The following is a 12,895-nucleotide window of genomic DNA, read 5'->3' on the forward strand; positions in this document are numbered from 1 at the left end:
CCGGGTCGACCGGGGGAGATCGGGCCCGGCTCCGGCCGAGGCTGGTGCAGTCGTCACGGGCGCAGGCTCTCAGCCGGAACCGGACCGGTCCAGCACCGGAAGGGCGTCGTTCCCCGATCGGGTCTCACGGGACGTCGTCCGGCACGACGCCGCCCGGGTAGGCGGCCACCGCGGTCGTCGGTCGGGTGGAATCGACGAAGTGCGGGCCGTCTTCTTCGCCGCCCGCAGCGGCACCAGGCCGCGGGTGATCGCGGCGGCGATCCGGTAGCGGGCGCGGTTGGCGTCGCCGACCCGGCCCATCCGCAGGTCGTCGAGCTTCACCGGCGGGCCGACGTGCACCTGGAGCCGCGGACGACGGACGACGGCCCGCAGCAGGGTTCGCAGCTTGCCCCAGTCGTTGCCGTACTGGAGCACCTCGTGGGCTCCCCACTGGCTGACCGGGATCACGGGGACGCCCATGCCGAGGGCCATCCGCGCCATGCCGGTACGGCCTCGTTCGGGCCAGCCGTCGGGCGCCAGCCCGACTCGCCCCTCCGGATAGGCCACCACGTGGCCGTTGTTCACCAGCGCGACCTCGGTCACCCGGACGGCGTGCCGGGCGAGTTCGGTCCCGCGTTCGACGCGGATCGCCCCGGTGCGCTCCAGCAGCGGCCCGGCGACGGGGGCCGAGATGATCCCGCCAGTGGCCATGATCCGCGGCACGACCCCCACCTTGTGCAGCGCGACGGCGATGACGAAGGGGTCGAAGTCGCCGATGTGGTTCGCCGCGAACAGCAGCGGCCCCTTGCAGAGCTCGGGCGGGACGGCGCCGGTGACCTCGACCCGGCCGAAGATGCTCACCAGCCAGGAGAACCGGCGCAGCATGAAGCGCCAGAACCACCACGGCGGTGCGGCGGCGATGGCCATCTCGCGGGCGAACCACTCCGGATCGTCGGGCTTGACGAGGGCCGCGAGGTCCTCGGGCAGCGGCGGCGGCGTCGGGCGCCAGGTCCGCAGCCGCTCACCCAGGCCGCTCACCGCGCCGTCCACTGGCCGCGCTTCTCGAGCAGCTCCCGCAGCATCGCGGGCCGGTCGGTCATGACACCGTCGACGCCGAGGTCGAGCATCGCGGTGCACTCCTCGACGGTGTCGACGGTCCAGACGTGCACCTGCAGCCCCCGGGCGTGCGCCGCCGCGATGAACCGCTCGTCGACCAGGGCGCGGCCGCCGAGCTGCAGCGGCACCTGCGCGCAGCCGGCCTGGATCCGGACGAGGCCCGCGGCCCGGGGGGAGTAGGACGACAACCGCAGCGCCGCGACCCCGCGCGGCCCGAGGGAGGTGCACACCGACGGCCCGAACAGGCGGCGCGCGGCGGCGATGCGGGCGTCGGAGAACGACCCCAGGCAGATCCGGTCGGCGATGTCCATCCGGCGGACGGCCCGCGCCAGCGGGGCCAGGACTCCGGCGGCCTTGATGTCGAGGTTGAACCGGACGTCGGGCCAGGCGCCGAGCAGCTCCTCGAGCCGCAGGATCGGCTCCCGGCCGCCGATCCGGGCCTGCGACACCTCGGCCCAGGGCAGGTTGTCCACGCGTCCCGCCCGGTCGGTGACCCGTTCCAGGGTGGCGTCGTGGAAGACGACCAGCACGCCGTCCGCGGTGACCCGGACGTCGGTCTCCAGGTACCGGTAGCCGAGGTCCACGCACGCCTGGAAGGCCGGCATCGTGTTCTCGAGGTGCTCGATGGCTCCACCCCGATGCGCCATGGCGATGGGCGTCGGCCCGTCGAGGAAGGCGAACCGAGCGGGGGGCACGTCGTCACGCTAGTGGGAACCGGTCAGCGGCTGTCGACGGCGTCCGCCATGCGGTCGACGATGGTCCTCAGCACGGGCCGAGGGGTGGCGAAGTTCAGCCGCACGTGCCCCGCTCCCGGGCCGCCGCACTCCGGCCCGTCCACCAGGGCGACCCCCGCCCGCTCGAGGAAGAAGTCACCGGCGGACCCTGCCAGGCCGAGCTCCCGGCAGTCCAGCCAGCCCAGGTAGGTGCCTTCCGGCGGGTCGTAGCGCACCTGCGGCAGGCGCTCGGCGAGCAGTTCGCCGAGCAGCCGGCGGTTGCCGTCGAGGTAGGTCAGCACGTCGTCCAGCCACGGGCCGCCCTCGTCGTAGGCCGCCGTGCTGGCCAGGACGCCGGGCGTGGAGGCGCCGTGGCCGAACAGGACGCCGGCCTCGGCCCAGCGCGCCGCGTCGTCGGCGTCGGACAGCAGCAGCTGGGCGGCCTTGAGGCCGGGCAGGTTCCACGCCTTGGACGCCGACGTGGCGGTGACCGTGTGCCGCGCGGTGGCCGGCGTCAGCGACGCATAGGGCCGGTGGACCGCCCCGGGATGCACCAGCGGTGCGTGGATCTCGTCGGCGAACACCCGGACACCGGCCGCCGCCACGACCTCGGCCAGGGCCAGCTGCTCCCGCTCGTCGAAGACCCGCCCGAGTGGGTTGTGCGGGTTCACGTGGACGAACAGCCGGCCGCCGCGGTCGAAGGCCCGGGCGATGCCGTCGAGGTCGTAGGTCATCCGCCCGTCGTCCCCCCGGATCATCGGGACCTCGAGCAACTCCCGTCCGAGGATGGCGGGGACGGTGAGGAACGGCATGTACGCCGGTGTCGGCAGGACGACGGCGCTGCCCGGCGGGCTGAAGTGCTCGATGGCCGCCTGCAGGCCCGCGACGACGTCCGCGAGAGGCGAGATGCGCTCGGCCGGCAGTGACCAGCCATACCGGCGCGCCTGCCAGCCCGCGCAGGCCCTCGCCATCCCGTCGGCGGCCTCGGTGGTGAGGTAACCCAGCCGGCCGCGGTCGACGGCGTCGTGCAGCGCGCGGGTGACCACCGGAGCGGTCCCGAAGTCCATCTCGGCGACGAACGCGCCGAGCGCCGGCCCGTAACGGGTCCACTTCAGGCTGCCGGTCGCGCGGAGCGCGTCCTCGCTCAGGGCGTCGAAGCCGAGCTGCCCGTCGGGGGTGCCACCGGACATCGTGGGGTGCCTCCTCGTCCGCTCTCCTGGCGTGTCCCCGGGCGCTGTCGGTCCGGACGTCTACCGTGCCGAGACGTGGCAGAACGACACGCAACGGGCACGGTCACGGAGCTTCCCATCACCCCAATCCCCAACCGGGGGAGCGGTGAACAGCGACGATGTGGCTGGTGCCGCCGAGTGCTGCCCGAACAGGGATCGGTGGGCAGGCCGCGGCTGTACTGCGGTCAGGCCTGCCGGCAGCGCGCGTACGAGCAGCGCGCCGCCACCGCGAAGGCCGGACTGCCCGGCGACGTCGTGCTGGTCTCCCGCGCCGAGCTCGACGGTCTGCAGGACCGGCTCTACCAGCTGCGCTGCGCCCTGGAGGACGCTCAGACACTGCTGACCGAGAAGCCGACCAAGGCCGAGCTCGAGCAACAGCTGGCCGAACTCGTGCGGTCCACCGGCCGGCTCGACCGGCTGTGGGTGGCCGAGCGCTCCGGCTGACCCGGACCCCTTACGTCACCGTGACGTAATCAGTCCGGGTCCTGCTGGTCGTCGCCGTCGTCCTCGTCGTTCGGCTCCTGGTTGCTGTTGTCCGGCAGGTTCTCCCGGTCGGCGTCCTCGTCGGACACGTCGCTGCCGCCGTCGTTCTCGCTGTCATCGGTGGTGCCGTCGTTCTGGTCCTGCCCGGCCGCGCTGCACGCGGTCATCGAGGCACCCCCGCCGAAGAGCGCCAGAGCAGTCACGAGAGCGGCGATCGGACGTCGGATCTGCATGACTCGACCCTACGAACACCCGGCCATCACCGCCCGGTGAACCGCCCAGATCTCCACTACTTGCGTCACAGTGACGTAAGGGGGCAGGTGGAGCCAGAAGGGGGAGGAGGCGTCGGGCGGTATCCCGACGACTCGGAGACCGAGGGCGAGCCCGGGCGGGTGAACGCATCAAGATCGTCAAGAGCAAGATCGACATCGGGGAGGGTGTCTCCACGGCGGACCCGCCGCGACGTGTGGCCGCCGACTGTGGAACGACGCGGGCGGCCAGGGCCCCACTGGGGCGCGCAGCCGGCGGCATGCGTGTCGGAAGGTGCCGCTCGTCGCCGGAGGCAGGTCTGGGCCGGGGGCAGGTCTGGGCCGGGGTAGGTCTGCGTCGGCTGCCATCGGCCGCTTCCGGCGCCGGTCCCTCGACCGCCGATAATGCACATTATGTCAACCCGAGGGCCCTTGATCGAACAGCGGGGCGCGGTGAGCGCTGAGCTGGCGAAGACGGGCCCGTCAAGGTGCGTTCAGCCGACCCTGCCTCTCACGTAATTCAGAATTTCATCGACTCGACTTGCTGGCTTGACGCTGTTGAACGTGACGCTGGTCTCCGGCGTGGTGACCACTATGCTCCAGTAACCACTCAATGGCCCTCTGCGCACCCTCACCAGAGTCTCGAACGGGATCGATGTGATTCCTTCTGACTGGATCCGAGGGCTGAACAAGAACCGTCGCGGCGTGATGGCCAGAACACCGAGAAAGAGCTCGTTGTTGAAGGTAGCGAGCGCGAGATCCACGACCTCCTCTTCTGGGTCCAAGTTGTCCACGATGGCGTCCAACTGAGCGCGAAAACCGTCGACACGCCGCCATGGAACAGCGCCGATCTTGGAAGACGCGTCCTCGAGGCGCGTCGTGAACAGTTTCGCGAGCGCGGAGAACTTCGCCTCACGACGGGTCTTCTCCGGGCCGAGGTGCTCGCGATTCGTCGGCATCGACTTCGTGAGCCGGTCCATCAGTCGCCGGGCGTCCTGCACGAATGTCTCGTCTCGCAGGTGTGCGGCCTCCACTTCTGCAAGACCCCAGATCGATGACGGCAGATCTCTCCTCGCGGGCATCCGGGCACCACCCACCAGCACCGGGATTGTGGCGATCCGCCTCTGAAGTGCCGTCTCGACCTCGATGCGCACCCAGTCTTCTGGATTGTCGAGACGCCGGCCCCCGTGCCCTCGTCCTTGGCATCCAGCCACGACGGCCCGATGACGATGAGTGCCGCGGTGCATCGAGCAATGGCCTGGGCGATGCGAGTGGGAAAGTGCTCGCCCTCGTTGATGGACCCCACATCACGGAAGATGTTGGAAGGCCCGAACCGCTCCGCTAAGAGGCTGGTCAACCAACTCGCGTACGCAAGACTGTCCGACCGGCGGTATCCGACGAATATCGTCGTAGCGCCCATGTGGGTCTGCCTCTCGGCACCAGCGTGACACTTCGGAGCGCAGTCGCACGAACCGTACCCCTGGAGCCTCGGTCGAGGCGCTGCTGTTGTCGCGGATCCTGAGGCGACTCGCACGGCATATGTGCAGCACCCGACTCTGCGACACCTACCTCCTGGTGGTCGTGACGATGCCCCCTCCCTCGGCCGACTCCTGTTGACCCGCGCATGCCAGGTAAGTCCAGTCGAGGCGGGCATCGGCCTGCGGGACGCGTACGTCAGTCTGCGAAGCTCACATTCCCCGTCTCCGTCACCGCGGCGCTGCGGCCGGGGGCCGACTGCTCCTGCCAATACATGTTCGTGTGCGCGATGACCTTGTCCGGCGGCGGCGCGCCCCAGGCGCTGAGGTCCTCCGTCGTGTGCGCGTCCCCGACGAGCGTGACGTCGTAGCCGCGCGTGAAGGCGCCGTGGATGGTCGACCGGATGCAGGCGTCGGTCTGCGCACCCGTGACGACCAGCTTGCCGACGCCGGCGCGCTCGAGCACCCGCTCGAGGTCGGTGCCTTCGAACGAGTCGCCGAACGTCTTGTGCACCAGCGGCTCGGACTCCTGGCGCTGCAGTTCGGGAACGTACTGCCAACCGTCGCTCCCCTGCGGAAGGCCGTCGTCCGAGTGCTGGACCCATACGATCGGCACGCCCTCGTCGCGCGCCTTGTCGACCAGCACGCCGATGTTGGCGACGACCGCGTCGCGATCGTGTGCCTCGCCCACGACACCCTGCTGCACGTCGATCACGACGAGGGCGGTGTGGGGACGGTCGGGCAGCGTGGTCATGTCGGGTCCCTCCGGTCGGCTCCTGGGCGGATCCTAGGGAGCGTCACCGACGATTCCGGCGTCCCTCACTGCTCCGCCGCCAGCGCCACCCGCTCCATCGCGTCGTGCATACGCGCCCGCAGCACGTCGCGGGTCTGCACGTCGGGCAGGTTCTCCAGGGAGGCGTTCAGCCGGGTGCGGCCCGGCGCCGTGGGCGTCAGCGCGATCTGCAGGGTGGCCGGCGTGGGCCAGTCCTCGGGCTGCCAGCTCATGCGCAGCCGGTCCCCGGGCTTGACCACGACGATCTCGCCGGTCACCCGGGCCCACAGCTCGCCCGGAGGCACGTGGTAGTGCTCCCCCGGCTCGAAGACCACGGCCGCGCCGTCGCCCAGCCAGAGGTCGGGGCGGCTGACCAGCACCTTCCAGAGGTGTGCCGAGGACGTCGCGACGCTGCGCTGCGCGCCGACGTGGAGGGCGCCGGCCGTTCGCCCGGTCACCCGCTTCCCCCGGGCACGCTCGTAGGCGACCGCGAGCGACTGCTGCCACCACCCCGGCACGTCGGGATGCTCGCGCTCCAGGAAGTCGACGATCCCGCGGTGGTCCCAGTCCCTGGCACCGGCCGCATCCAGGACGCCGAGCCACTCGGCCCAATCCCGTCCGGTGCCCTCGCGGACCCGCTGCGGCGTCAGCCGGCCCAGCGCGCGGTCGACGGCGGTGGCGGTGTTGTCGAGCTCGGTCTGCGCAGTCATGCCGCTCCCCCTCCCCCGAGCACCATGATGTCGCCACGGCCGACGAATTTCAGCGCGTCGTGACGCCATACCCGAAGGAATCGCCGCCGTCCCGAGGAGCGCCCGTCGGCGCGTGAACCACAGGAGGCCCCTCGGCCCGAACACCGCCCCGAACGCCGCGGCGGGCTTGCTGCGCTCGTACGCACCGGCGGTTCGTCTCCGCAGCTTGGAGCCTGGTTCCGACCGTGGCGCGGCGGGTAGCGGATCCGGCATGACCGAGGAGCGCCCCGACACCGACGAACGGAACGAGCCCGGCGGCACGCCGTCCCCCGGCCCCGACGACCTGATCGCCAAGCCGGTCACCCCCGGCGACGACGACGCGGGCACACCCACCCCAGCGCCCGGCACCTACCAGGCCGACGAGGCCGAGCGGCAGCGCGGCGAGGCCGTCAAGCCGGGCAACTGATCAGCGGCTCGCGGCCGCCACGCGCAGACCGAGCGCCACGAGGACGGTGCCGCTGACCGCGTCGAGCCGCCGCCGGATGCGCGGTCGCCGGAACCAGGTCCCCGCCCGGGCGACGCCCGCAGCCAGGGCCAGGTAGAGCCCCGTCTCGACCGTGACCTGCAGCAGGCCCAGCAGGGCGGTCGTGGCGAACACCGGACCGTCGGCCGGCACGAATTGCGGATAGAAGGCGATCATGAAGACCGCCGCCTTCGGATTGGCCAGCTGGACGACGACGCCCTCGGCGAAGGCGCCCCACCAGCGGCGCCGACCTGCAACCGGGTCGGGCTCGACCGCCGGGGCGCCCCGCCAGGCCGACCACAGGGCTCGGGCACCGAGGTACAGCAGCGCCGCCGCACCGAGCACGCGCAGGACCAGGTACGCCACCTCGGAGGCCGCGACGAGCGCCGCGAAGCCGGCGCCGGCGAACAGCGCCCAGAAGAAGAGGCCCAGCTCCAGCCCGAGCACAGTGGGCACGGCTCCACGCAGCCCGCGCAGGGCGGCCCGCCGGAAGATCAGCGCCATCGCCGGTCCCGGCGAGGCGGAGATCAGCAGCACGGCCAGCACGAAGGCGGGCAGCGACGACAGCACGTCCACGACGGCATGCTGGCACCTGTCCACCGCCGGCCGCGAACGACTTACCCGGCGACGGTCAGCCCCAGCCAGCGCGCGAGGTCCTCGATCTCCCGGTGCACCGCGTCGGCCATGGCAGGGGTGAAGTGGATGTCCTCGTGCAGCGCGTGCACCACGAACCGGCCGCGCTTCCGGTCCGCCGTCGCGTCGAGCTTGCCCACCAGCCGGTCCGAGTGCAGCACCGGCAGCGCGAAGTACCCCCAACGCCGCGCGGCCTTGGGCTTGTACATCTCCAGCTGGTACTCGAAGTCGAACAGCTGCTGCGCGCGGACCCGGTCGTACACGAGGCGGTCGAACGGTGACAGCAGCGCCGTGCGCCCCTCGAACGGGCGGCCGACCGCGTCGGGGTCCACCCGCCAGCCGCCCGGCACGCCCTCGACGGTCGCCGGCACGCCCGCCTCGCCGACGACCACCGGCTCGATGGGCGACGCCGTCCCCGTCGACCGTGCGATGCCCAGGGCCCGTAGCCGCCGCTCGTCGCGCACCCGGAGGGCCTCCTCCTCCGGACGACGGGGACGTCGGACGGGTACACCCGCTCCGCGAGGTCCCAGAGGCGCTGCCGCCCGCGCCGGCCGGCGATGGCCACCTCGCCGCGGAGCATCATGATCTCGAGCAGTTGCGTCACGTTGCGGTTGCTGGTCCAGCCGCTCGACTCCCACGGCACCGCGCACGTGTCAGGTATGTCGCGGGACAGCAGCGGCCCCGAGGTTCGCAACCGGGTCAGCACGTCTCGCCGAGCCCCGTCGTTGGCGGCCAGCCATTGCCGAGCGCCCTCGCTGCGCGGCCGCGTCGCCATGTCGGCCAGGAAGAGCCCGAGGTCCTCCATGGGACGGACGAGCGCGCCGAACTCGAAGAGCGTCCGCTCCTCCTCCAGCCCCCGCGTCAGGTCCTCCCGTCGGTAGGCCTCGCCCAGCCGCGTCCACGCGACCAGGTCGGCGTTGGGCGCGACGGCAGCCGTGGGGTCCACCTGGAGCAGGGTCAGGTGCCGCACCGTCTCGAGCAGGTCCACCGGACGTCGGGCGTCCAGCAGCTGGGCCCGGACCGCGATCGCACGGGCCTCGTCCCGGTCCAGCCTGAGCTCCGCCATCGGCGGAGGGTAGCGAGGGTGACCGACACGTGCCGTCCGAGCACGGGGACGCACAGCGGCGTGCGGTTGACTCGGCTGCGTGGAGGTCCTCGGCCGGTTCAGGGCGCGCGTGACCACCAGCGTCCCCGACCTTCCGCTGGAGATCATGCTCGGGACCGGCGTGGTCGCCGCCGTCCTGGTCCTCTCCCCCACCCTGTGGCGGCCGACCCGCCACGTCGTGACCATCGCGCACGAGGGCGCGCACGGCCTGGTCGCGCTCGCCGCCGGACGGCGGCTGTCGGGCATCCGCCTGCACTCGGACACCTCGGGGCTCACCGTGTCCGCGGGCCGGCCCACGGGCCCGGGCATGGTGCTGACCTGCGCATCGGGCTACGTCGGTCCCGGCCTCTTCGGCCTGGGCGCCGCGGCGCTGCTGGCCGCCGGGCACGCAGTCGGGCTGCTGTGGGCGCTCCTGCTGCTGCTGGCGCTGCTGCTGGTGCAGATCCGCAACTGGTACGGCCTCTGGTCGGTCCTGGCCACCGGCGCCGTCGTCTTCGCCGCCACCTGGTGGCTTCCGCCGGAGGGTCAGGCCGGCTTCGCCGCCGTCGCCACCTGGTTCCTGCTGCTCGCCGCGCCCAAGACGGTGCTGGAGCTGCAGGCGGCGCGGCGCCGGCGGCGGGCGCCGGACTCCGACGCCGACCAGCTGGCGCGGCTGACCCGCGTGCCCGCCGTCGTCTGGGTGGGCGCCTTCCTGCTGGTCGACGTCGGAGCGCTCCTGCTCGGGGCCAGCTGGCTGCTGACCTGAGGCTGAGCGTCCCTCTACTTTCGGGCGCGCCGCCGGGGCTCGCATCCGACGGGCTGACTCACCGGGTCGGGCTTCGGGCCCTCCGGGATCGCCAGCACCACGTCCTGGTGGTCGACGGTGATCTGCCGTCCGTGGTGCCGGATGTCGAGCGGCTCACCCTCCACCAGCCGGTAGGTGGCCGCCTCGTGGGTGACGTCCACCGTCAGCTTCCGGCCCCGGTAGACGACGCGGAAACGCATGCGCGTGATGCGCTCGGGCAGCCTGGGCCCGAAGGTGAGCTCGCCGTTGTGGTCCCGCAGCCCGCCGAACCCCGCGACGGCGACGGTCCAGCCGCCGGCCAGCGACGCGATGTGCAGACCGTGGCCGGAGTTGTGGTGCAGGTTCTGCAGGTCGGTGAGCGCCGCCTCGGCCCAGTAGTCGTAGGCCAGGTTGAGGTGGCCGGTCTCCGCCGCGACCACCGCCTGCTGGCTGGCCGAGAGGGACGAGTCCCGCGTCGTCCGCGCCTCGTAGTAGGCGAAGTTGGCGATCTTCTCCTCGAGGGTGAACGCGTCCCCGCGCAGGTGCAGCGCCATCACCAGGTCGGCCTGCTTGATGACCTGCTTGCGGTAGATCTCGAAGTAGGGGTAGTTCAGCAGCAGCGGATAGTTCTCCTTGGGCGTGTTCTGGAAGTCCCACTCCTCGTGGTGGGTGAACCCGTCGGACTGCATGTGCACCCCGCGCTGGGTGTCGTAGGGCACCGCCATCAGGGATGCCGCCCGCAGCCACGTCTCGACCTCGTCGTCGGTCACGTCCAGCCGGCCGGCGACGTCGGGCTGGCGGCGCACCGCCTCGGCTGCCTCCCGCAGGTTCCGCTGCGCCATGAGGTTGGTGTAGACGTTGTTGTCGACCACCGCCGTGTACTCGTCCGGCCCGGTCACCCCGTCGATGCGGAACCCGTGCTCGACGTCGAAGTGCCCGAGCGAGGCCCACAGCCGCGCGGTCTCGATGAGCAGCTCGGCGCCGAAATCGCGGTCGAAGTCCTCGTCCAGCGTGGCGTTGTGGTAGCGGACGACGGCGTCGGCGATGTCGGCGTTGATGTGGAAGGCCGCCGTCCCCGCGGGCCAGTACCCCGACGTCTCCTCGCCGCGGATCGTCCGCCACGGAAACGCCGCGCCCCGCCGCCCAGCACCCGCGCCCGCTCCCTGGCCAGTTCGAGGGTCGAGTGCCGCCAGCGCAGCGCGTCCCGGACGGCGTGCGGTGCGGTGTAGGTCAGCACCGGCAGCACGTAGGTCTCGGTGTCCCAGAAGGTGTGGCCGTCGTAGCCCGGGCCGGTCAGCCCCTTGGCCGGGATCGGCTGGCGCTCGCCCCGCAGCCCCGCCTGGAGGACGTGGAACATGCCCACCCGCACGGCCTGCTGCAGCTCGTCGTCCCCCTCGATCTCGACGTCGGCGTCGTCCCAGTGCTGGTCGAGCACCTCCCGCTGCTCACGCACGAGGCGGTCCCAGCCGGCCAGCTTCGCCGTGGCGAGGGCGGCCTCGACTTGGTCCCGGAGTGCCGGGCTCGACCGGCGCGACGACCAGCCGTAGGCGAGGAACTTGACCAGCTTCAGCACGCCGCCCTCGGGGATGCGCGCGGCCAGGGTGTAGCGGGCCAGGTCACCGGCGGCCTCGATGTCCTCGGTGCTGCTGTCCGGGATTTCGATGACGTGGTCCATGCCCGCGGCCATGCGCAGCTGGCTGCGCCGCGTGCGGTGCACCAGGACCGCCTTGCGGCCCTTGGCGACCGCCGACTCGCACTGCAGTGGCTTGGCCAGGGCCGCCGCCGCGCGCGGGTCGTCGTCGTCGGTCGGCACGTCCTCGTTGGCCAGGAGGTCCGACTGGAGGGCGACGTACAGGTCGCCGAGGTCGTCGGTGACCTCGACCTTGTACTCGATGGCCGCGATCGACCGCCGCGCCAGGGACACCAGGCGCGTGCTGGTCACGCGCACCGTGCGGCCACCCGGCGAGCGCCACTCGGTCGAGCGGCGCAGGACGCCGGCGCGCAGATCGAGCGTGCGCGTGTGGTCGATGATCTCGCCGTAGTCGAGGTCGAGGGGTGAGTCCTTGACCAGCAGCCGGATCAGCTTGCCGTCGGTGACGTTGACCATGGTCTGGCCCTGCTCGGGAAAGCCGTAGCCGGCTTCGGCGTAGGGCAGCGGCCGCTCCTCGAAGAAGCCGTTGAGGTAGGTGCCGGGGACGACGACCGGTTCGCCCTCCTCGAAGGACCCCCGCATGCCGATGTGCCCGTTGGTCAGCGCGAACACCGACTCGTGCACGGCCAGCGACGCGTGATCGAGTCCGACCTCGGTCAGCGACCAGGGCTCGATGGGGAAGCTGGCGCGCCCCTCGGTCATGACTGCTCCCCCATGAGTTGCTCCAGGTCGGTGACGACGACGTCGGCACCGGCTGCCCTCAGCGCCTCGGTCTGCCCGACGCGGTCCACACCGACGACGTACCCGAACCGGCCCGCCCGGCCGGCCTCCACGCCGGAGATCGCGTCCTCGTATACGACCGCAGCCGACGGCTCCACGCCCAGCAGGCGCGCGCCGGCGAGGAAGGTGTCCGGTTCGGGCTTGCCGCGCAGCCCGTCGCGGGCGGCGACCAGCCCGTCGACGCGGACGTCGATGAGGTCGGCGAAACCGCCCGCGGCGATCACCTTCTCGCCGTTGGCCGAGGCGGTGACGACCGCGGTGGCGAGGCCGGCCGCCTTGACCGCCCGCAGATAGCTCACCGAGCCGGGGTAGATCTCGACGCCGTGCTCGTCCAGCTCCCGCAGGACCATCTCGTTCTTGCGGCTCGCGATCGCGTGGACGGTCGCCGCGTCAGGGGCGTCGTCCGGACCGCCCTCGGGCAGCTCGATCCCGCGGCTGGCCAGGAAGCCCCGGACGCCGTCGGCACGGTGCTTGCCGTCGACGTAGCGGTTGTAGTCGAGCTGGCTGAACTCGGCCTGCCCCGGCGCATACCGGTGCAGGAACTCGTCGAAGGTCCGCTTCCACGCGGCGAAGTGGACGGTCGCCGTCCGCGTCAGGACGCCGTCGAGGTCGAACAGGCAGGCACGGATCGAATCCGGGAGACCGAGGCCGGGGCTGGGCACGGGGCGACGCTACCGGCGCGGGGGCCCCCGCACGTGTCGGAGCGGCTGCCACCGTGTGTCAGTTGCCGACAGGC

Annotated in this window: 14 protein-coding genes and 1 pseudogene; 3 read left to right on the top strand and 12 right to left on the bottom strand. The window is 72.0% G+C overall.

Translation table 11 applies throughout. The features are described from left to right. Positions 1-69: 69 nt before the first annotated feature. Genes MVA48_RS03925 through MVA48_RS03935 form a run of 3 tightly spaced genes read right to left on the bottom strand, consistent with a single transcriptional unit; the run spans position 70 to position 2,998 of the window. Positions 70-1,017, bottom strand: a complete 948-nt coding sequence (locus tag MVA48_RS03925) for a lysophospholipid acyltransferase family protein (RefSeq protein WP_246986038.1) — start codon at positions 1,015-1,017, stop codon at positions 70-72. Next, positions 1,014-1,790: a glycerophosphodiester phosphodiesterase gene (locus MVA48_RS03930; protein WP_246986039.1), complete on the bottom strand. Its 777-nt coding sequence runs from the start codon at positions 1,788-1,790 to the stop codon at positions 1,014-1,016. Before MVA48_RS03930 ends, MVA48_RS03925 begins: the two co-directional genes overlap by 4 nt. A gap of 23 nt (positions 1,791-1,813) precedes the next feature. Beyond that, positions 1,814-2,998: a MalY/PatB family protein gene (locus MVA48_RS03935; protein ID WP_246986042.1), complete on the bottom strand. Its 1,185-nt coding sequence runs from the start codon at positions 2,996-2,998 to the stop codon at positions 1,814-1,816. Positions 2,999-3,175: 177 nt separating this feature from the next. On the opposite strand from MVA48_RS03935, the gene MVA48_RS03940 reads away from it, so the two are divergent. Further along, the gene (locus MVA48_RS03940; protein ID WP_246986044.1) at positions 3,176-3,481 is read left to right on the top strand and encodes a hypothetical protein; all 306 of its coding nucleotides are present in this window, start codon (positions 3,176-3,178) and stop codon (positions 3,479-3,481) included. A gap of 29 nt (positions 3,482-3,510) precedes the next feature. Here MVA48_RS03940 and MVA48_RS03945 read toward each other — a convergent pair whose 3' ends face one another. The 4 genes from MVA48_RS03945 to MVA48_RS03960 all read right to left on the bottom strand — a co-directional run bounded on the left by MVA48_RS03945 (position 3,511) and on the right by MVA48_RS03960 (position 6,725). Next, positions 3,511-3,753, bottom strand: a complete 243-nt coding sequence (locus tag MVA48_RS03945; protein ID WP_246986046.1) for a hypothetical protein — start codon at positions 3,751-3,753, stop codon at positions 3,511-3,513. A gap of 509 nt (positions 3,754-4,262) precedes the next feature. Beyond that, positions 4,263-4,922, bottom strand: a complete 660-nt coding sequence (locus MVA48_RS03950) for a hypothetical protein (protein WP_246986049.1) — start codon at positions 4,920-4,922, stop codon at positions 4,263-4,265. Positions 4,923-5,442: 520 nt separating this feature from the next. Further along, positions 5,443-5,997, bottom strand: a complete 555-nt coding sequence (locus tag MVA48_RS03955; protein ID WP_246986051.1) for a cysteine hydrolase family protein — start codon at positions 5,995-5,997, stop codon at positions 5,443-5,445. A 65-nt stretch (positions 5,998-6,062) separates the two neighbouring features. Then, positions 6,063-6,725 carry an SRPBCC domain-containing protein gene (locus MVA48_RS03960; protein ID WP_246986053.1) on the bottom strand — a complete coding sequence of 221 codons (663 nt, stop codon included), beginning with the start codon at positions 6,723-6,725 and terminating at the stop codon, positions 6,063-6,065. A gap of 250 nt (positions 6,726-6,975) precedes the next feature. Between MVA48_RS03960 and MVA48_RS03965 the strand changes: the two genes are divergently transcribed. Further along, positions 6,976-7,170: a hypothetical protein gene (locus tag MVA48_RS03965; RefSeq protein WP_246986055.1), complete on the top strand. Its 195-nt coding sequence runs from the start codon at positions 6,976-6,978 to the stop codon at positions 7,168-7,170. Here MVA48_RS03965 and MVA48_RS03970 read toward each other — a convergent pair whose 3' ends face one another. Together MVA48_RS03970 and MVA48_RS03975 are read right to left on the bottom strand one after the other, a co-directional pair. Further along, positions 7,171-7,803, bottom strand: a complete 633-nt coding sequence (locus MVA48_RS03970; RefSeq protein WP_246986057.1) for a LysE family translocator — start codon at positions 7,801-7,803, stop codon at positions 7,171-7,173. It abuts the gene before it with no gap. A 41-nt stretch (positions 7,804-7,844) separates the two neighbouring features. Beyond that, positions 7,845-8,510, bottom strand: coding sequence for a DNA glycosylase AlkZ-like family protein (locus tag MVA48_RS03975; RefSeq protein WP_371821190.1), 666 nt, complete (start codon positions 8,508-8,510; stop codon positions 7,845-7,847). 525 nt (positions 8,511-9,035) lie between these two features. On the opposite strand from MVA48_RS03975, the gene MVA48_RS03980 reads away from it, so the two are divergent. Then, entirely contained in the window at positions 9,036-9,710 is a 675-nt protein-coding gene (locus tag MVA48_RS03980; protein WP_246986061.1) for a M50 family metallopeptidase, read from the top strand. Positions 9,711-9,724: 14 nt separating this feature from the next. Here MVA48_RS03980 and MVA48_RS23955 read toward each other — a convergent pair whose 3' ends face one another. The 3 genes and pseudogenes from MVA48_RS23955 to MVA48_RS03995 form a co-directional block, all read right to left on the bottom strand. Further along, the gene (locus MVA48_RS23955) at positions 9,725-9,949 is read right to left on the bottom strand and encodes a glycosyl hydrolase family 65 protein (RefSeq protein ID WP_371821216.1); all 225 of its coding nucleotides are present in this window, start codon (positions 9,947-9,949) and stop codon (positions 9,725-9,727) included. 144 nt (positions 9,950-10,093) lie between these two features. Beyond that, a pseudogene (locus MVA48_RS23960) lies at positions 10,094-12,081 on the bottom strand (glycoside hydrolase family 65 protein); the annotation flags it as partial. Then, positions 12,078-12,821, bottom strand: a complete 744-nt coding sequence (locus MVA48_RS03995; RefSeq protein ID WP_246986063.1) for an HAD family hydrolase — start codon at positions 12,819-12,821, stop codon at positions 12,078-12,080. The gene MVA48_RS03995 and the pseudogene MVA48_RS23960, both read right to left, overlap by 4 nt. Positions 12,822-12,895 lie beyond the last annotated feature (74 nt).

The sequence above is a fragment of the Blastococcus sp. PRF04-17 genome (assembly GCF_023016265.1).
GTDB lineage: Bacteria > Actinomycetota > Actinomycetes > Mycobacteriales > Geodermatophilaceae > Blastococcus_B.